The following is an 18,080-nucleotide window of genomic DNA, read 5'->3' on the forward strand; positions in this document are numbered from 1 at the left end:
GGAGGTGAGCGGGCCCGGGGCTCAGCTCAGCCACGCCTCGGACCGCAGCCGCTCGACGAGAAAATCGACGAAGGCGCGCACCCTCGCCGCCGCGCGCGGGCCCTCGGGGTGGACGACGTGGACGGGGACCGGCGGCGGCTCGAATGCCGGGAGCACGATCCGGAGGCGGCCGGCGCGCAGCTCCGGGCCGACCTGGTAGGAGAGCACCCGCGTGAGCCCCCGCCCGGCCACGGCCGCCGCGATGGCGACGTCGGCTGTGTTGACGAGCAGCTGCGACGGCGGGAGGACCTTCTCGACCCGCGCGCCCGACGAGAACGCCCACTCCACGGGCGAGGCCGCCTGCGAGAAGGCGATCGTGTCGAGCTGCGCCAGGTCGGCCGGGGTCTCGGGCGCGCCGCGCGCGGCGAGGTAGTCCGGCGAGGCGCAGACCACCAGCCGGACCGAGCCGACGCGGATCGCGGTCAGCGACGAGTCCGGCAGGTGGGCGATCCGGACCGCGACGTCGAGCCCCTCGTCGAGCATGTCGACGACGCGGTCGACGAGCAGCGTCCGCGCCGACACGCGCGGATGGCGCGCCAGGAAGTCGAGGACGACAGGCGCGACGAACATCCGCCCGAACATCACGGGCGCCGTCACCCCGATCTGCCCCCGCAGCTCGGCGTGGGACCCGGCCGCCGACGCCTCGGCCTCCTCGATCTCGCCGAGGATCCGCTTGCAGTCCGTGAGGAACCGGGCGCCCGCCTCGGTCAGGCGGACGATGCGCGTGGTGCGGTGCAGGAGCCGCGTGCCGATCCGCTCCTCGAGCGCGGCGATGGCGCGCGTCACCGCCGGCGGCGACATCGACAGGCGCCGCGCCGCGGGCGCGAAGCCCTCCTCCTCGGCGACGGCGATGAACACGCGCAGGGTGTCCAGGCGATCCATCCGATTATTTCATTTCCTGGAATAGTTCATTGTCAAGGACGGGCATTCCCGTCGGCCACAGCAACGATCATGGTTCGTTGGCGAGCGAGGGGGGCACGCGCTGTCTGTGCCGCCTCGCCCTGACCCTCCCGCCGAAAGGACACGTCGATGACCACTCCTGCCAGCCCTATCCGCCTTTACCGACACCCGCTCTCGGGGCACTCGCACCGCGTGGAGCTGTTCCTGTCGCTCTTGCGGCTCCCGTTCGAGCTCGTCGACGTCGACCTCAGGAACGGCGCCCAGAGGTCGCCCGAGTTCCTCCGCAAGAACCCGTTCGGTCAGGTGCCGGTGATCGAGGACGGCGACGTGACGCTGGCCGACAGCAACGCGATCCTCGTCTATCTGGCCCTGCGGTACGACCCGTCGGGGCGCTGGCTCCCGCGCGATCCCGTGGCGGCGGCGCACGTGGAGCGGTGGCTGTCGGTCGCCGCGGGGCGGCTGTTCGCGGGGCCCGGGACGGCGCGCCTCGCGCACGTGTTCGGCCTCAAGGTGGATCGCGAGCAGGCGAAGGGGATCGCGGTCCAGCTCCTCACCGTGCTCGATCAGCACCTGGCGACGCAGCGCTTCCTGGCCGGCGACGCGCCGACGATCGCGGACGTCGCGATCTACACCTACACGGCGCACGCGCCGGAGGGCGGCGTGTCGCTCGACCCCCATGACAACGTGCGCGCGTGGCTCGCCCGCGTGGAGGATCTGCCCGGCTTCGTGCCCATGCAGCGGACGCCGGCCCCGGCGGGGGCGTGAGGGTGACGCCCCTGCCTGGCTGGCCCGGTGACGGCTCGCCCTATCACCCGGGCGAGATGGCCGTGCAGACACGGGCCGGCGCGCGGGAGCGGGCCGAGAGGGCCGGGCGCCGGGTCATCCGGGACTTCATGCCCGACCAGCACCGCGAGCTGTTCGCGAAGCTGCCGTTCCTGCTCGTCGGGGGCCTCGACGCGCAGCGCCGGCCGTGGGCCACGATCCTCGCGGGGCAGCCGGGGTTCATCGCGTCGCCGGATCCGCGGACCCTGGCGGTGAGCGCGCGCCCCGGGCCCGGCGACCCGCTGGGCGCGCACCTCGTGGCCGGCGCGCCCGTCGGGCTGCTCGGCATCCAGCTCGAGACCCGCCGTCGGAACCGGATGAACGGCACGATCGTCGAGGCCGGCGACGGCGGGCTCGTCGTCGAGGTCGGGCAGAGCTTCGGCAACTGCGCGCAGTACATCCAGGCGCGAGAGCCGGTGTTCGCGAGGGCGCCGGAGGCGGCCGTCACGCCGCGCCCGGCACAGGCGGAGGGGCCGGCCCTGTCCGACGGCGCGGCGGCGCTGATCCGCCGCGCGGACACGTTCTTCATCGCGACAGCCGCGCCGGCCGCGCGCGGCGGCGACGCGATCGAGGGGGCCGACGTCTCCCACCGGGGCGGCAGGCCCGGCTTCGTGCGCGTCGCCGAGGAGGACGGCCATACCGTCCTGACCTCCCCGGATTTCACCGGCAACTCCGCGTTCAACACGCTCGGCAACCTGGCGCTGAACCCGCGCGCCGGGCTGCTCTTCGTCGACTTCGCGTCCGGCGGGCTGCTGTCGCTCACCGGAGAGGCCGAGGTCGTCTGGGACGGCCCGGAGCTCTCGGCCTTCGCCGGCGCCCAGCGGCTCCTGCGGTTCCGCGTGGCCGAGGGCGTCTGGATCGAGGACGCTGTGCCGCTGCGCTGGTCGGCGCCGGTGGTGGCGCCGCAGCTCGCGGCGACCGGGACCTGGGAGGACGTGGAGCGCGCGACGGCGGCATGAGCCGCGGCCCCCCGGGCCATGGCGCTCGGCACCTGGCGGGCCGCCCGGCCCCCGCCCTGCGCCCCGCGCGCGCCGCCCAGGGGAGTTTTGCCCCACCCGGGGAGCTCCGGGGCGCCCTGATATCGACGCGCGCCGCGCCGCGGCCCCTTGAGAACGCGCACGCGTCCTGCATGCTCCCCCAACCACCTCCATGCGGCTCGCCAGCAAGCTCACCGTCGCCCTCGTCCTCGTCATGTGCGCCGTGCTGAGCCTCTACGGCTACCTCTCGGTGCGGCGCGAGCGGGCGCTGTTCGAGGCGGACATGCGGCGCGACGAGCACCTCATCGGCAGCGCCCTGAGCGTGGCGATGGTCGAGATCTGGCACCGGGATGGGATGGACGAGGCGCTCCGCGTGCTCAGCAAGGCGAGCGAGCGCCAGGACGGCGTGAGCTTCCGCTGGGTGTGGCTCGACGCGCCGGCCGGCGACCGCTTCGCGCCCGCGCTGCCCGCCGCCGAGATCGCCGAGCTCTCCGGGGGGGCCGAGGTGTTCCGCCTCCAGCGCGAGGGCGACAGGAGCGGGCGGTTCTACACGTACGCGCCCGTCGCCGTGGACCCGGCGCGCGTCGGCGCCATCGAGATCTCCGAGTCGCTCGGGGAGGAGGAGTCCTACGTCCAGGCGAGCGTGGTCAACACGGTCACCACGATCCTCGCCCTCGCGGCGCTGAGCGGCCTGCTGGCGATGATCTTCGGGCAGCTCCTCGTCGGGCAGCCGACGCAGCGGCTTGTCGACAAGACCCGGCGCATCGGCAAGGGCGACCTCGGCGGCCCGCTGCTCCTGCCGCAGCGCGACGAGCTCGGGGAGCTCGCCCGCGAGATCAACGCGATGTGCGATCACCTCGCCGAGGCGCGCGAGCGCGCCGCCCGGGAGGCGTCCGCGCGCATCGCCGCGATGGAGCAGCTCCGGCACGCCGACCGGCTCGGCATCGTGGGCAAGCTCGCCTCGGGGCTCGCGCACGAGCTCGGCACGCCGCTCAACGTTGTCGGCGGCCGCGCCAAGATGATCGCCCGCGGCCTGCCGCCGGAGGAGGCGGCGGACAGCGCGCGCATCATCGCCGAGCAGGCGGACCGGATGACGAAGATCATCCGGCAGCTCCTCGACTTCGCGCGCCGCCGGGTCGCGCAGAAGGCGCCGCACGATCTCGCGCACATCGCGCGCCAGACGCTGCAGCTCCTCGATCCCCTCGCCCGCAAGCGCGGCGTGGCGCTGCGCCTCGACGACGTGGGCCCGGCGCCGGCGCGCGCCGAGGTGGACGCCGGGCAGATGCAGCAGGTGCTCACGAACCTCGTCATCAACGGCATGCAGTCGATGAAGCGGGGCGGCGAGCTCATCGTGCGCGTCGAGCGGGCGCGCGCGTGCCCTCCGGCCGATCACGGCGGCGCCGAGGGCGAGCACCTCGCCGTCCGGGTGATCGACGCCGGCGACGGGATCGAGCCCGCCAACGTCCACCGCATCTTCGAGCCGTTCTTCACCACGAAGGACGTCGGCGAGGGCACCGGCCTCGGGCTGAGCGTCTCGTACGGCATCGTGCGCGAGCACGGCGGCTGGATCGACGTGGAGAGCCAGCTCGGCGAGGGCTCGACGTTCACTGTGTACCTCGCCCCGAGCGGCGAGGAGGCCGCGCGGCCGGCGGCCAAGGGCGAGGGCGCGCCCGCGGCGGAGCGAGGCGGCGCGGCCGGGGCGGCGGCGTGGCCGCGGGCGAGCGTCATGGTGCGCGGGGAGAGCGAGGAATCATGGGCAGGCGAGCGCTGATCATCGACGACGACGAGGCCATGTGCGCGTGGCTCGCGGCGGACCTCCGCACGCGCGGCGTGGGGGCGACAACGCGCACGTCGCCTGTCGAGGCGCTCGCGTTGCTCGAGGAGGACGAGGGCTTCGACGTCATCCTGACCGACCTGAACATGCGCGGCATGAACGGGATCGAGGTCTGCGGCCGGGCGGCCGAGATCCGGCCGGACGTGCCCGTCGTGGTGATCACAGCGTTCGGCAGCATCGAGACGGCGGTGGAGGCGATCCGCGCGGGCGCGTACGACTACGTGACCAAGCCGGTCGACATCGAGACGCTGGCGCTCGCGCTGGAGCGGGCGATCGCGCACCACGCGCTCAAGGCCGAGGTGCGGCGGCTGCGCCGCGCGGTGGCCGGGCCGGGGGCGTTCCCGGACCTGGTCGGCCGGAGCACAGCGATGCGGCGGGTGCAGGACATGATCGAGCGCATCGCCGACGCGGAGGCGACGGTGCTCATCACCGGCGAGAGCGGGACGGGCAAGGAGGTGGTCGCGCGGGCGCTGCACGAGCGGAGCCGGCGCAAGGGGGGGCCGTTCGTGGCGATCAACTGCGCGGCCGTGCCGGAGTCGCTGATCGAGAGCGAGCTGTTCGGCCACGTGCGGGGGGCCTTCACCGACGCGCGGGTGGCGCGCCCCGGGCTGTTCGTCGAGGCGAACGGCGGGACGCTGCTGCTCGACGAGATCGGGGAGCTGCCGCTCGGGATGCAGCCGAAGCTGCTGCGCGCGCTGCAGGAGCGCCGGGTGCGCCCGGTGGGCGGCAACGCCGAGGTGGCCTTCGACGCGCGCATCGTGGCCGCGACCAACCGCGACCTCGACGCGGCGGTGGAGGAGCGGCGGTTCCGGGAGGACCTGTACTACCGCATCAACGTGCTCCACGTGGATCTGCCGCCGGTGCGGGCGCGCGGGAGCGACGTGCTGCTGCTGGCGCAGCGGTTCGTGGAGGACTGCGCGGCGCGCTCGGGCAAGGAGGTGGTGGGCCTCTCGCCGGCGGCGGCCGAGCGGCTGCTCGCGTACTCGTGGCCGGGCAACGTGCGGGAGATCCAGAACTGCGTGGAGCGGGCGGTGGCGCTCACGCGGTACCAGGAGATCACGGTGGACGACCTGCCGGCGAAGATCCGGGAGCACCGCCCGTCGCATGTCATCGTGGCGGCGGACGATCCGTCGGAGCTCGTGCCGCTCGAGGAGGTGGAGCGCCGGTATATCCTGCGGGTGCTCGAGGCGGCGGGCGGCAACAAGACGCTGGCGGCCAGGATCCTGGGGCTCGACCGGAAGACGCTGCACCGCAAGCTGGAGCGGTGGGAGCCGGCGGCCGCGGGCGCGGCGAAGGGCGGCTGAGGGCGAGGAGGAATACCCCGGGCGGGGAATGGCGCCCCGACATGGGTCGGCCCTGGCCCCCAACCTCGGTCGGTTCCGGCCTCGGGGACGGCACGATGCCTGCATTGGGACCTCCCAAAGGAGAAAGCCCGATGCCAGCCGAGCAGTTACGCGACCTTACCTCGTTCCACGATGCGCCCCCTGGACCGGTGCCGAGCGCTCAGCTCGGCGCGTCGCCCGTTCGCGTGCTGCTCGCCGAGGACGACCGCGAGCTGCGGCTCCTGCTCGCCACCGTCCTCCGCCGCGACGGCTACGAGGTCCTGGAGGCGCGCGACGGCAACCACCTCCTCGAGATCATGGGCGCGTCGCTGGCGTCCAGGGGCGGCGCGCCGCTCGACATCGTGGTGAGCGACATCCGCATGCCCGGCAAGAGCGGCCTCGAGCTCCTGGCCGGCCTGCGCCGGGACGACTGGTCCATGCCCGTGGTCCTCATCACCGCGTTCGGCGACCCGGAGACCCACGCGGAGGCCTACCGCCTGGGCGCCGACGCGGTGCTCGACAAGCCGCTCGACCTCGACGATCTGCGCGTCGTGGTCCATTCCCTCGTCGCGATGCGCCGCTGACGCGCCGCGCGGCAGCGCGCTCCCTCGCGCCGCCGCGCCCGCCCGACCTCGCTCGGCCAGGGTGACGGCGCGCGGCCATGAAGCGGGCATTGTGGCTCCGATACGCGTCGTTCCATCGATGCCCTCGACGCTCACGCCGCGTCGACCGGCAGCCGGCGCGGCTCCCCCGCGCGCTGCGCCTTCAGCCGCTCCCGCCGCATCTTGTGCCAGGCGAGGATCCCCGCGTCCGCGCGCACGAAGCGGCACGCGCTCGGGTCCGCGTGGCGCGGCTCCGACGACGCGAGCATCCGCGCGTCGCCCGGCTGGATCAGCAGGAACTCCAGCGCGAGCCCGAGCCAGGCGAGCGCGCGGCCGACAACCGGCACCGGCACGTAGTACCGCCCCACGATCGCCGTCCGCTCCGCGTCGATCGGCGCGCACCCGACAACGCCCACCATGCGCCCGCCCATCGTCAGGCGCAGCACCCCAGGAAACCGCAGCTCTATCGTAAATTTCCACCCTCGACGCCCGTCCCACGGCCTCCCGTCGTCGTGGCGGAGCACCCCTTCGGCGTGGATCGTGTCGCCCTCCGCGCGGACATCGAACGGGTCGAGCAGCGCGCCGACGCCGACGGCCCACGGGCGGTGCGCGAACGGCAGGTGGTGCACGTCGAGCATGCCCTCCATCGCGCGCTCGAACGGCACGTCCCACTCCATCGTGGCCGTATGGGCGTGCCGCTCGTCGGGCGGCAGGCCGTCGAACCAGGGCAGCGGCGGCAGCTCGGCGGGCCGCTCGCCCCAGTAGAGCCACACGAGCCCCCGGTGCTCGCGCACCTCGTAGCGCGTCAGCGCGAGCGTGATGCCGCCGCCGCCCGCGCCGGCCACCCTCGCCACGCCCGCCGCCCCCGTGGCCTCGCGGCCCTCGCACGGGATCGCGACGCAGCGCCCGTCCCCGGCGTACCGGAAGCCGTGGTACGGGCACTCGATCGCCCCGTCGACGACGCGCCCGAGGCCGAGATCCGCGCCGCGGTGCGGGCAGCGCGCCCGCGCCGCGACGAGCGCGCCGCGCTCGTCGCGGAACAACACGATGCGCGTCCCGAAGCGCTCGACGGTGACCGGCCGCTTGCCCACGGTGGACCCGTCCGCGATGATGTACCAGGCGCCCTCGACGAACGCGCCGCGCCCTTCCTCGATGCTGTCCCTTCGCATGTCGCTCCTCCGATTGCCTGCAATCCTGGGGATTGCTCGGCTGGACAGCAGTGACAGCGCGCGCCACAAGGGCTGACATGCGGCGCCAGGCGACCCGGGCGCCGGAGCGCGCGCCGACGATCTGGGCCCGCCTCGCCGGGCAGCTCGCGGACCACGCCGCGCAGCGCGGGGCCGATCGCGCGGCGCTGCTCGACGCCGCGGGCCTCTCGACCGCGGCGCTCGACGACCCCGACGCCCGCGTGCCGCTCGCGGCGTTCTACGCGCTCCTCGAGGACGCCGTGGCGGCGATCCGCGATCCGCACCTCGGCCTGGACTTCGCGGCCCGCTTCCACCCGGAGCAGCTCGAAGCGCTCGGCTTCCTGGCGATGAGCAGCCCGAACCTCGGCGAGGCGCTCGGCCGGATGCTCCGCTACCAGCAGCTCTGGAGCGAGGGGGAGCGCTACACGCTCGAGCTCCGCGGGGGGCGCGCGCACCTCGGCTTCACGCCGTTCGGGCCCGATCGGCCGGCCCACGGCCAGGTGGCGGAGATGTTCGCGTTCGACGTGCTCGTGAACGGCGGGCGCATGAGCGGCGCCCCGATCGAGGCGGCCGCGGTGAGCTTCCGCCACGCGGCAGCGGGGGATCCGGAGGAGAAGGCGCGGCGGCTCGGCGCGCCGGTGCGGTTCGAGGCGCCGCAGACCGAGCTGGTCCTGCCGGCGGAGGTGCTGGCCCGGCCGCTGCCGCAGGCGAACGACGCGCTCGCCGCCTTCCTCGAGCGCCAGGTGGGCGCCCTCGCGGCGCGCCTGCCGGGCGCGGCGCCGTCGGGGCGGGCGCTCGCGGACCGCGTGCGGGCGCTCCTCGCCGAGCGGCTGCGCGAGGGGGCCGACCTGGGCGCGCTCGCGGCGCGCCTGCGGATGAGCCCGCGCACGCTGCAGCGCCGGCTCGGCGACGAGGGGACGTCGCTGCACGCGCTGCTCGACGAGGTCCGGCGCGGCCGCGCGGCGGCGCTCCTGGAGGCGGGCATGGCGATCGGGGAGGTGGCGTACCTGCTCGGCTACTCGGAGCCGAGCGCGTTCCACCGGGCGTTCCGGCGCTGGACGGGCGAGACGCCGGAGGCGTTCCGCGCCCGGGCCAGGGGCGCCGCGCCGCGCTGAGCGCCCCTGTCGGGGCTCAGGGCGAGGTCCGGACGAGCAGCAGCTCCTCGAGCGTCGCGGTCAGCTCGTCGACCCGCACCGGCTTCGTCAGGTAGCGGTAGAACCCGGCCTCCTCGGCGCGGCGGGTGTCCCGCGGCATCGCGGCCGCGCTGAGCGCGATGACCGGGATGGCGCGGGTCTCCGGCCACCCCTGCAGATGGCGCTGCGCCTCGTAGCCGCTCATGCCGGGAAGGTTGATGTCCATGATCACGACGTGAGGCCGCCGCGCCCGCGCGAGCTCGATGCCGATCTCGGCGTTCGGCGCCGTGATCAGGTCGATCCGGTCGAACTCCGAGATGAGCGCCTCCATGAACGCGATGTTCGACGGGTTGTCCTCCACGTAGAGCACCGCGTAGCGCGCGCCGCCGGCCTCCGCGAGCGGCGACGCCTCGGCGCGCTCGCTCGGCTGCCCCGCCACCTCTTCCGGCCTCACCTCGTGCGCGGGCAGCTCGATCCAGAACTCCGACCCCTCCCCCGGCGCGCTGCGGAAGCCGACGCCGCCGTCCATCATCTCCGCCAGCCGCTTCGTGATCGCGAGCCCGATCCCCGTCCCCTCGATCGGCCCCGTCTCCTGGCCGGCGCGCTGGAAGGGCTGAAAGATCTTCGCGTGCTGCTCGCGCGCGATGCCCATGCCGTCGTCCGCCACGCAGATCCGCACGCGCCCGCCCGCCGTCACCGACACGGCGAACGTCGCGCGCCCGCCCTTCCGGCCGTACTTGATCGCGTTCGACCCGTAGTTCATGAGGATCTGCGAGAACCGCGTCCTGTCCGCCATCACCTCCGGGATGTCCACGGGGACGGGCGTCATGGCGAGCTCGACGCCCGCGCGCTGGGCCATCGGGTCCAGCGTCGCCTTCACCTCGGCGAGCACCTCGGGGACGCTCACGGGCTCGAGCGAGACCGCCACCCGCCCGGCCTCGATGCGCGAGAGGTCCAGCACGTCGTCGATGAGCTTGAGCAGGTGCTCGCCGCCCTTCAGGACGTACTCGATCCGCTCCGTCTGGCGCTCGGTGAGCGGCGTCTTCCTGTCGCGCTGGAGGAGCTGCGCGAAGCCCAGGATCGCGTTGAGCGGCGTGCGCAGCTCGTGGCTCATCGAGGCGAGGAACTCGCTCTTCGCGCTGCTGGCGGCCTCGGCGAGCGCGCGCGCCTTGCGGAGCTCCTCCGCGCGCTGCACGTCGCCGGTCATGTCCCAGATCGTGCACACGGTCGCCCCCTCGGCCGTGCGGCGCTCGGTCACGCGCAGGCTGCGCCCGTCGCTCGAGCCGAGATCCAGCGCGCTGCTCGGGCTCGCGTGGTAGGCGAGCATCCTCGCGCGGAGCGCGGCCGCCGGCTCGCCGTCGAGCGTGAAGAGCCCCGCGGCGAGGCCCTCGTCGAGGAGCTCGACGTAGCTCCGCCCGACGACGGGGCCGCTCCCCCGCCCGCCGAGCCACTGCCGGTACGCGCTGTTGCAGAGCGCGAGCCGATCCTCCGCGTCGAACACGGCGAACGCGCCCTGGGCGCTCTCCACCGCGCTCCGCAGGAGATCGCTGGAGCGCTGCGCCACGGCCTCCAGGCGCTTGCGCTCGCTGATGTCGCGGATCGCGCTCGAGACGAGCGTGCCCCCCGCGGTCTCCAGCGGGCTGAGGCTGATCTCGATCGGGAACTCGCCGCCGTCCTTCCGCCGCCCGAACAGCTCCAGCCCCGATCCCATCGGGCGCGCCTTGGGCGCGCCCGTGAACGTCGAGCGGTGGCCCACGTGAGAGCGCTGGAACCGCTCCGGGAGCAGGACCTCGACCAGCCTGCCGAGGAGCTCGCCGCGCCCGTAGCCGAACATCCGCTCGGTCTGGACGTTGACGAACACGATGCGCCCCCGCTCGTCGACGACCACCATGGCGTCGGGCGCCGCGTCGATGAGCTGGCGGAACTTCTCGTCGTCGAGCTGCGGCGCGCCGAGCCCGTCCTGCGCCGGCTCCCGCGATGACGCCCGCTCGCCGGGGGATCGTTCATTCGTCATCGGGGAGCCTCACACAGAAGATCGCGCCGGGCGCGTTGTCCTCGATCCAGATGCGGCCGCCGTGCGCCTCGACAGCCATCTTGCAGAACGCGAGGCCGAGGCCGCGGCCGGCCCGGTGGAGGTCCTCCGCGTCGCCGCCGAGCTGGGTGAAGCGATCGAACACCCGCGCGCGCAGCTCGGCGGGCACGCCCTGCCCCGCGTCCGCCACGCGGATCTCGACCGCGGCGCCGTCCTTCACGGCGCTCAAGACCACCGCCGTCCCGACAGGGGCGTGGTGGATCGCGTTCTCCAGGAGGTTCTCGACGGTGCGGCGGAGCAGGTCCGGGTCGGCCCGGACCGCGGGCGCCTCGACGGCCTCGCGCAGCGCGATCGACCGGGAGCTCGCGCGCAGCTCGAGCGCGGCGAACACCTCGAGGACGAGCGCGCGCAGGTCGACGCGCGCGCGCTCGGGGGCGAGCCGCCCCTCCTCGCTCTTGCTGATGTCGAGCAGGTTGTAGATGAGCCGCAGGAGCGACCGCGCCTGGTCGCGGATGTGCCGGGCGGAGTCGCGCGCCGGCTCCGGGAGCGCGCGGTCCCGCAGCAGGAACTGCGCGTGCAGATCCATGCTGCTCACCGGGTTCTTCAGATCGTGCACGACGAACGCCGTGAGCTGCTCCTTCTGGAGCTGGAGGCGCATGAGCGCGTCCCGCTGCTGCCTGACCAGCTCGACGTGCTCGCGCAGCTCCGCCCCGAGCCGGCGCAGCCGGAGCGCGGCCTGCACCCGGACGAGGAGCTCCGACGGGCGCACGGGCTTCGTCAGGAAATCGTCGCCGCCGGCGCGCAGCGCGCTGTCGAACGTGTCGACGTCGCGGAGCGCGGTCAGGAACACGATCGGCGTGCCCGCGCCGCCGGGCAGCGCGCGGATCCGGGCGCACACGGCGAAGCCGTCCATGCCCGGCATCCGCACGTCGAGCAGCACGCAGTCCGGGCTACAGCGCTCGAACTCCCGGATCGCCTCCTCGCCCGACGTGGCGAGCACGACCTCGTAGCCGTCGTCCTCGAGCGTCGCCCGGGCCAGGGCGCGGTTCTGCTCGTTGTCATCGACGACGAGCACCCTGGATCGCACCCCCTGCTGCTCCATGCGCGCTCGGCTCCGGCAGCAGAGTACACGAGGGTCGGCGACCCCACCATACGCCGCGACGCGCGCCGGCGTCGATCGCGGCGAGGCGCCTCTGGCGGCGCTGAAAACAGCGACGGCCGGGGCGAGCGCTCGCAGCGCTCCGCCCCGGCCGGCCCTCGTCATCGCGCGCGGATCCCGCGTGGATCCGGCTCGATCACGCGCGCCCGGCAGCGGCCCGCGCCGCCGCCAGGCCCGCGCTCACTGGCGGGGAGCGATCTCCAGCTTGGCCATCACGTTGGCGCTGGCCGTGAGGCTCGCGTCGATGTTCTCGACCGCCTGCGTGATCGCGTTGGTGGCCGGGATGATGCAGGCCCCCGCCTTCATGCTGCCGGTGACCGCGCCCTCGAGGGTGCCCGCGGCCTCGACCACCGCCTCGGCGTTGGCGAGGAGGAGCTTGCCGCGCGCCTGCGCGACGACAAGGAGCCGCGGCAGGTTCGCCTGGAGCGTCGAGATCACCGCGTCGGCGTCGGCCGCGCCCGCGATGCTGACCGCGGGCTCCTTGCAGCTCGCCCGCGCGCTCGCGCTCGCCTCGCAGGAGCCGCTGCACTCCGCGCTCCCCTGGCACTCGGCCGACGGCGGCTTGAGCTGGGCCTTGCACTTCGGCGCCTTGAACTGGACGTCGCACGAGCCCGAGCAGTCGGCGTTGCACTGCACCTGCGCGTCGGCCGCGAGCTCGCACGAGCCGCGGCACTGGCCCGTACAGGTGCCCTCGCACTGACCGCGGCAGTCGCCGCCCTCGGTCGTCGCCGAGCAATCGCCGTCGCACGCGCCTTCGCAGGTGCCCTGGCACGTGCCCTCGCAGTTGACGGCGAGGTTGGCCGAGCCCTCGCACGAGCCGGTGCACTGCCCCTCGCACCGGCCCGAGAGCTCGCCGGGATCGCAGCGCGCGACGATCTCCGCCGGGGTGAGCTGGCACTCGACGTTGGCGCTGCACCGCGCCTCGCAGTTCGCCTGCACGCTCGCGTCGACCGTGCAGCTCGGCGGCTGGAAGGAGATCGACAGATCGGCCGTCGCGTCCCCGAGCTGGTCGATCGCGAGCTCGCACCACGCCGACGCCCGCTCGCTCGGCTTGGTCGCCGTGATCGTCGCCGCGTCCGCGCCGAGATCCAGCGCGATCGCCTGACAGGCGGCGCTCACGTCGGCCACCATGGCGCCCGCGGCGCCGGTGAAATCCGACACGGACTGCATGAACGCACCGTAATTGAGCTCGGCTTCGCCCTCGAGCCCCCACTCGACCGTGGCGAGATCGGCGCCCGGCGTGAAGTCGCGACAACAGAGGTCATTCTGCAGCTCCGACGCCTTGTCACACCCCATCACCGGAAGGACGGAGAGCCCCGCCAGCGCCAGAGAGAATGTCGCGATTCGCCACGTCACACGGATGTTCATCAGGAAACTCCTTGGTTCTTTGTCGGGAGCGCCGCTGGCGACCGGATCGCCACGGAGAGCGGCGACGGCCATGAGGGCGCCGCGCTCCTTGCGAAATCGGCGGCCACCGCCGAAGCAGGGCGACAATAACTCATAAAGCGCCCCGGCTGACAAGGGCCACTCTGCGGAATTGTTACCGCGATCAACACCACCCTAGGGCGCGGCCCGTCAGCGAGGCCGCAATGCACGACGAGATCTGTTGTTGGCTGTCTCGGCGCCGTGCGCCACGCCCGGATGCGGGCGTCGCGATCGCCGCGCCGTCCAAGCAACGATGGCGACGCGCCATGACACGGCACGTCGTGGGCTCACACAGCCATCATCGAATAACCGTTGCAGAGCTCGCCCGGGCCGTAGGACAATGGCCCGGTGAAGACGCTCGGCCCCCCGCTCGCCCGACTCGCCCGGTTAGCCCGGCTCGCCCGGTTAGCCCGGCTCGCCCGACTCGCCCGGTTCCCTCTCGCGCTCGCGCTCACCGCGGGTTGCGGCTCGTCCGACGACGAGCCCGCGACGGGCGGCCAGGCGGGCGAGCCGCCCCGGATGAGCGGGATGACATGGGCCCACAACCGGGCGCGCGCCGCGGTCGAGCCGCCCTCCGACCCGCCGCTGCCCGGGCTCTCGTGGTCGCCCGAGATCGCGGCGGCGGCGCAGGCCTACGCCGAACGGTGCGAGTTCAGCCATAGCGAGAGCAACTACGGAGAGAACCTCTACGCGTCGAGCGGCGCGTCGACGCCGGAGGACGTCGTGGCCGCCTGGGTCGACGAGGCGGCGAACTACGACCTCGCGACCAACGCCTGCAGCTCGACGTGCGGCCATTACACGCAGGTGGTGTGGGCCGACTCCGCGCGGCTCGGCTGCGGGGTCGCCGATTGCACGGACGGCTCGCCGTTCGGCGGCGGCTCCTGGCAGATCTGGGTGTGCAACTACGATCCTCCCGGCAACTTCGTCAACGAGCGCCCCTACTGAGCCGCGCCCCGGCGGCGATGACCGCGCAGGCGGCGCCGGCGGCGATGGCCCGCGCGCCGCCCTCCGGTCCTCCCCGCCCCTCGCCCGCTCTGGTATCGCAGCCGCGATGGACTTCGGATGGACCCCCGCCCAGCGCGCCGTCCACGACCGCATGCGCGCCCTCGGCGCCGAGGCCGACGCCGCGGCCCCTGACGATCGCATGCGCGTCCTCGCCCGGGGCGGCGCCCTCGGCCTGCCCATCGCCCGCGATCTCGGCGGCGAGGGCCTCGACCTCGTGACGACGGCGCTCGCCTACGAGGGCCTCGGCGCGACGCTGCGCGACGGCGGCGTGCTGCTCGCCGCGGGGGCGCACCTCTTCGGCGTGGCGCTCCTGCTCGCCCGGGTGGGCACCCCGGCGCAGCAGCGCGCGTGGCTGCCGCGGATGGCCACCGGCGGCTGCATGGCCACTGTCGCGGCGACCGAGGCCGGCGCCGGCTCGGACGTCGCGTCGGTGCAGGCCAGGGCCGACCGCACCGCCGCCGGCTACCGGGTCACCGGCGAGAAGCGGTACGTGACCTGGGCCGACCGGGCCGACGTCTACTTCACTGTCGCGCGCGACGGCGGCGGCGCCGGCGGGGCGCCCGCGCGCGGCCTCACGGCGCTGCTCGTGCCCCGCGCCGGCGCGGCGGACGCCGGCGCCGCCGCCGCGGACACGGCCGACGCAGCGGGCGTCCGCGTCGGCGCGCCGCTCGCGACGGCGGGCCTCCGCGGCGCGCGGCTCGCGCCCGTGTCGTTCCGCGGCTGCGAGGTCGGCCCCGACGCGCTCCTCGGCCGCGCCGGCGCCGGCCTCGCCGTCTTCCAGATCGCGATGACCTACGAGCGCGCGCTGATCCTCGCCTTCCGGCTCGGCGCCATGGAGCGCGCCCTCGGCGAGGCCGTCCGCTTCGCCCGCGAGCGCGAGATCGGCGGCCAGGCGATCGCGCGCCACCAGGCCGTCGCGCACCGCGCCGCGCAGATGAAGCTGCGGCTGGAGACGTCGCGGCTGCTCGTCTACCGCGCCGCCTGGGAGCTCGATCAGGGCCGGCGCGGCCAGGCCGAGGCAGCGCTGGCCAAGTGGCACGCGGCGGACTCGGCCGTTCTGTTCGCGCTGGACGATCTCTGGCTGCGCGGCGGCGCCGGCTACCTCGAGGAGAGCGGCCTGCCGTCGGCCGTGGACGACGCGCTGGGCGGCAGCATCCACTCGGGGACGTCCGACGTGCTCGCCACGGTCGTCGCGCGGTGGCTCGGGCTCTAGCCGCTGCCGCGCGCGGCCGCGCCGGGCCCGCGCCGGCCGCCATGGCAGGCGCATCGTGAGGCCGGCACTAGCCAACCCAGGCCAGCGCCTTTACCAAAGGGAGGGCCCCGCGCGCCGGCCGAGGGTCGCCGGCGCGCCGCGCCCCGTCCGCCAGCCCCACCAGGGGGGCCCAACCAGGAGCGATATGACCGAAGCGACCGACAATCCCCTGCTCTCTCTCGGCTTCGAGATCCCGTTCGATCGCATCCGGAGCGAGCACGTCGAGCCCGCGGTGCGCGCGCTGCTCGAGGACGCCCGCGCCCGGCTCGACGCCCTCGTCGCGGCGCCCGGCCCCCGCACCTACGAGAGCACCCTCGGCGCGCTCGAGGCCGTCACCGACCGGCTCGATCGCGCCATGAACGTCATCTCGCACCTCGAGTCGACGTCCACGACCCCCGCGCTGCGCGCCGCCTACAACGCCATCCAGCCGGAGGTCAGCGAGTTCCTGAGCGGCATCGCCCTGAACGAGGGCGTCTACGGCGCGCTCAAGGCGTACGCCGCCACGCCCGAGGCCGAGGCGCTGACAGGCCCGCGCCGCCGGTTCCTCAAGAAGACCCTCGACGACTTCCGCCGGAGCGGCTCCGAGCTCGACCCTGCCGGCAAGAAGCGCCTCTCCGAGATCGACGTCGAGCTCGCGACGATCACGCTGCGCTTCTCCCAGAACGTCCTCGACGCGACGAACGCCTTCGAGCTCGTGATCGAGGACCCGGCGCGCCTCGCCGGCCTGCCGCCGAGCGCCGTCGAGGCGGCCCGCCAGAGCGCGCAGGACCGGGGCCTCCAGGGCTACCGCTTCACGCTGCAGGCGCCGAGCTACATCCCCGTGCTCACGTACCTCGACGACGCCGCGATCCGCGAGCGCTTCTACCGCGCGTACAACACGCGGGCGACCGAGGGCGAGCACGACAACCGCCCGCTCATCCGCCGCATCCTCGAGCTCCGCTGCGAGAAGGCGAAGCTGCTCGGCTACGCGACCTTCGCCGATCTGGTCCTCGAGGATCGCATGGCGAAGACGGGCGGCGAGGCGCGCCGCTTCGTCGAGACGCTGCGGGCGCGCACCGAGCCGGTGTTCGAGCGCGAGAAGGAGGAGCTCGCCGCCTTCCGCCGCGAGATCGAGGGCGCCGGCGCGCCGCCGATCGCGCCGTGGGACGTCTCGTACTACGCCGAGAAGCTGCGCCGCGCCCGCTACGACTTCGACGACGAGGCGCTCCGCCCGTATTTCCCGCTCGATCGCGTCGTCTCCGGCCTGTTCGAGATCGCCCACCGCCTCTATGGCGTGCGCATCGCGCCGTGGCAGGACGCCCCCACGTGGCACCCGAGCGCCCGCGCCTACAAGCTCATCGAGGCGGACGGCGCCCAGAGCGCCGCCTTCTACCTCGACTTCCTCCCGCGCGAGCAGAAGCGCGACGGCGCCTGGATGCACGGGCTCGTCACGGGCGCGCCGCGCGAGGACGGGCGCGCGGACGGCGAGGACGCGCGCCACCTCGAGGTCCTGGCGGGCAGCTTCACCCCGCCTGTCGGCGGCCGCCCCGCGCTCTTGAACCACCGCGAGGTCGAGACGCTGTTCCACGAGTTCGGCCACATGATGCACCACGCCTCGAGCCGGGTGCCGATCCGGAGCCTCGCCGGCACCAACGTCGCCTGGGACTTCGTCGAGCTGCCCTCGCAGATCATGGAGAACTGGTGCTGGGAGCGTGAGGCGCTCGACCTGTTCGCGCGCCACCACGAGACGGGCGCGCCCATCCCGGACGACCTGCTCCAGCGGATGCGCGCGGCCCGCACGTTCCGCGCGGGCGCCACGACGATGCGGCAGCTCGGCTTCGCCGAGATCGATCTCACGCTCCACATGGACTGGGGCCCCGGCCGCGGCGATGTCGTCGAGCTCGCCCGCGAGGTCCAGTCGCGCTACTCGCCGGTCCCGCTGCCCGAGGGCTACGCCATGATCGCCGGCTTCTCGCACCTCTTCTCGAGCCCGGTGGGCTACGCCGCCGGCTACTACTCGTACAAGTGGGCCGAGGTGCTGGACGCCGACGCCTTCTCCCGCTTCCAGGAGGAGGGCCTGTTCAGCCGCAAGGTCGGCGACGCGTTCCGGAGCCAGATCCTCGCGCTCGGCGACACCCTGGACCCGATGGACCTCTACAGGAACTTCCGCGGCCGCGAGCCCACCCTCGACGCCCTGCTCCAGCGCAGCGGCCTCGCCTGAGCCCCGGGGCGGCCGCCCGGTCCGCCCTGCGCCCCTCTCCTCGCCAGCGTGTGGCGTGATGGCAATCCTTGCCGTGTCTCTGCCCTTCAGCGCTGGCAACCGTTGCCAGGACGGCAAGGCTTGCCATGCGCTCGCCGGTCCCGCGGGCGCGCTCGATGGCGCGGCAGCCGCTCGTGCGCCGCCGCTCTCGT

The 18,080-nt window shown here is 74.1% G+C and carries 14 protein-coding genes; 9 read left to right on the forward strand and 5 right to left on the reverse strand.

What is annotated here, in order from left to right; translation table 11 throughout:
- Nucleotides 1–21: 21 nt before the first annotated feature.
- Nucleotides 22–921 (reverse strand): LysR family transcriptional regulator, encoded by a 900-nt coding sequence (locus tag WMF42_RS34475; RefSeq protein WP_437687209.1) that lies wholly within the window; start codon nucleotides 919–921, stop codon nucleotides 22–24.
- A 147-nt stretch (nucleotides 922–1,068) separates the two neighbouring features.
- Between WMF42_RS34475 and WMF42_RS34480 the strand changes: the two genes are divergently transcribed.
- The 5 genes from WMF42_RS34480 (at nucleotide 1,069) to WMF42_RS34500 (ending at nucleotide 6,478) form a co-directional block, all read left to right on the forward strand.
- Nucleotides 1,069–1,704 (forward strand): glutathione S-transferase family protein, encoded by a 636-nt coding sequence (locus WMF42_RS34480; RefSeq protein ID WP_434042864.1) that lies wholly within the window; start codon nucleotides 1,069–1,071, stop codon nucleotides 1,702–1,704.
- A gap of 56 nt (nucleotides 1,705–1,760) precedes the next feature.
- Nucleotides 1,761–2,720 carry a pyridoxamine 5'-phosphate oxidase family protein gene (locus WMF42_RS34485; protein WP_437687212.1) on the forward strand — a complete coding sequence of 320 codons (960 nt, stop codon included), beginning with the start codon at nucleotides 1,761–1,763 and terminating at the stop codon, nucleotides 2,718–2,720.
- 190 nt (nucleotides 2,721–2,910) lie between these two features.
- Complete coding sequence (locus WMF42_RS34490) at nucleotides 2,911–4,509, forward strand: sensor histidine kinase (RefSeq protein WP_437687214.1); 1,599 nt, start codon at nucleotides 2,911–2,913, stop codon at nucleotides 4,507–4,509.
- Nucleotides 4,491–5,876 carry a sigma-54-dependent transcriptional regulator gene (locus WMF42_RS34495; protein WP_061607269.1) on the forward strand — a complete coding sequence of 462 codons (1,386 nt, stop codon included), beginning with the start codon at nucleotides 4,491–4,493 and terminating at the stop codon, nucleotides 5,874–5,876. Before WMF42_RS34490 ends, WMF42_RS34495 begins: the two co-directional genes overlap by 19 nt.
- Before the next feature lie 188 nt (nucleotides 5,877–6,064).
- Nucleotides 6,065–6,478, forward strand: coding sequence for a response regulator (locus tag WMF42_RS34500; protein WP_437687216.1), 414 nt, complete (start codon nucleotides 6,065–6,067; stop codon nucleotides 6,476–6,478).
- Between the two features lie 131 nt (nucleotides 6,479–6,609).
- On the opposite strand, the gene WMF42_RS34505 is transcribed toward WMF42_RS34500, so the two are convergent.
- Nucleotides 6,610–7,665 carry a Rieske 2Fe-2S domain-containing protein gene (locus WMF42_RS34505; protein WP_437687218.1) on the reverse strand — a complete coding sequence of 352 codons (1,056 nt, stop codon included), beginning with the start codon at nucleotides 7,663–7,665 and terminating at the stop codon, nucleotides 6,610–6,612.
- Between the two features lie 77 nt (nucleotides 7,666–7,742).
- Between WMF42_RS34505 and WMF42_RS34510 the strand changes: the two genes are divergently transcribed.
- Nucleotides 7,743–8,798 (forward strand): AraC family transcriptional regulator, encoded by a 1,056-nt coding sequence (locus tag WMF42_RS34510; protein WP_061607266.1) that lies wholly within the window; start codon nucleotides 7,743–7,745, stop codon nucleotides 8,796–8,798.
- 16 nt (nucleotides 8,799–8,814) lie between these two features.
- Here the strand turns inward: WMF42_RS34510 and WMF42_RS34515 are convergent, their stop codons facing one another.
- The 3 genes from WMF42_RS34515 to WMF42_RS34525 form a co-directional block, all read right to left on the reverse strand.
- On the reverse strand, nucleotides 8,815–10,830 hold the full coding sequence (locus tag WMF42_RS34515) for a PAS domain S-box protein (protein ID WP_437687220.1): 2,016 nt from the start codon (nucleotides 10,828–10,830) through the stop codon (nucleotides 8,815–8,817).
- Nucleotides 10,820–11,950, reverse strand: coding sequence for a hybrid sensor histidine kinase/response regulator (locus tag WMF42_RS34520; protein ID WP_437687222.1), 1,131 nt, complete (start codon nucleotides 11,948–11,950; stop codon nucleotides 10,820–10,822). Before WMF42_RS34520 ends, WMF42_RS34515 begins: the two co-directional genes overlap by 11 nt.
- 237 nt (nucleotides 11,951–12,187) lie before the next feature.
- On the reverse strand, nucleotides 12,188–13,375 hold the full coding sequence (locus WMF42_RS34525) for a hypothetical protein (RefSeq protein WP_437687224.1): 1,188 nt from the start codon (nucleotides 13,373–13,375) through the stop codon (nucleotides 12,188–12,190).
- A 405-nt stretch (nucleotides 13,376–13,780) separates the two neighbouring features.
- Here WMF42_RS34525 and WMF42_RS34530 point away from each other — a divergent pair, with 405 nt between their 5' ends.
- The 3 genes from WMF42_RS34530 to WMF42_RS34540 all read left to right on the forward strand — a co-directional run bounded on the left by WMF42_RS34530 (nucleotide 13,781) and on the right by WMF42_RS34540 (nucleotide 17,889).
- Nucleotides 13,781–14,377 carry a CAP domain-containing protein gene (locus WMF42_RS34530; RefSeq protein WP_061607262.1) on the forward strand — a complete coding sequence of 199 codons (597 nt, stop codon included), beginning with the start codon at nucleotides 13,781–13,783 and terminating at the stop codon, nucleotides 14,375–14,377.
- A gap of 106 nt (nucleotides 14,378–14,483) precedes the next feature.
- The gene (locus WMF42_RS34535; RefSeq protein ID WP_437687226.1) at nucleotides 14,484–15,650 is read left to right on the forward strand and encodes an acyl-CoA dehydrogenase family protein; all 1,167 of its coding nucleotides are present in this window, start codon (nucleotides 14,484–14,486) and stop codon (nucleotides 15,648–15,650) included.
- A gap of 184 nt (nucleotides 15,651–15,834) precedes the next feature.
- A complete protein-coding gene (locus tag WMF42_RS34540; RefSeq protein ID WP_061612870.1) occupies nucleotides 15,835–17,889 on the forward strand; it encodes a M3 family metallopeptidase in 2,055 nt (684 codons plus the stop codon).
- Nucleotides 17,890–18,080 lie beyond the last annotated feature (191 nt).

Origin of the sequence: Sorangium sp. So ce176 (genome assembly GCF_051519835.1) — a bacterium.
Taxonomy (GTDB): Bacteria; Myxococcota_A; Polyangia; order Polyangiales; family Polyangiaceae; genus Sorangium; species Sorangium cellulosum_G.

What these genes read in the sequence shown, in the direction of transcription:
- WMF42_RS34475 (WP_437687209.1), bottom strand. Translation starts at nt 921, where the DNA reads ATGGATCGCCTGGACACCCTGCGCGTGTTCATCGCCGTCGCCGAGGAG.
- WMF42_RS34480 (WP_434042864.1), top strand. Translation starts at nt 1,069, where the DNA reads ATGACCACTCCTGCCAGCCCTATCCGCCTTTACCGACACCCGCTCTCG.
- WMF42_RS34485 (WP_437687212.1), top strand. Translation starts at nt 1,761, where the DNA reads ATGGCCGTGCAGACACGGGCCGGCGCGCGGGAGCGGGCCGAGAGGGCC.
- WMF42_RS34490 (WP_437687214.1), top strand. Translation starts at nt 2,911, where the DNA reads ATGCGGCTCGCCAGCAAGCTCACCGTCGCCCTCGTCCTCGTCATGTGC.
- WMF42_RS34495 (WP_061607269.1), top strand. Translation starts at nt 4,491, where the DNA reads ATGGGCAGGCGAGCGCTGATCATCGACGACGACGAGGCCATGTGCGCG.
- WMF42_RS34505 (WP_437687218.1), bottom strand. Translation starts at nt 7,665, where the DNA reads ATGCGAAGGGACAGCATCGAGGAAGGGCGCGGCGCGTTCGTCGAGGGC.
- WMF42_RS34510 (WP_061607266.1), top strand. Translation starts at nt 7,743, where the DNA reads ATGCGGCGCCAGGCGACCCGGGCGCCGGAGCGCGCGCCGACGATCTGG.
- WMF42_RS34515 (WP_437687220.1), bottom strand. Translation starts at nt 10,830, where the DNA reads ATGACGAATGAACGATCCCCCGGCGAGCGGGCGTCATCGCGGGAGCCG.
- WMF42_RS34520 (WP_437687222.1), bottom strand. Translation starts at nt 11,950, where the DNA reads ATGGAGCAGCAGGGGGTGCGATCCAGGGTGCTCGTCGTCGATGACAAC.
- WMF42_RS34525 (WP_437687224.1), bottom strand. Translation starts at nt 13,375, where the DNA reads ATGAACATCCGTGTGACGTGGCGAATCGCGACATTCTCTCTGGCGCTG.
- WMF42_RS34535 (WP_437687226.1), top strand. Translation starts at nt 14,484, where the DNA reads ATGGACTTCGGATGGACCCCCGCCCAGCGCGCCGTCCACGACCGCATG.
- WMF42_RS34540 (WP_061612870.1), top strand. Translation starts at nt 15,835, where the DNA reads ATGACCGAAGCGACCGACAATCCCCTGCTCTCTCTCGGCTTCGAGATC.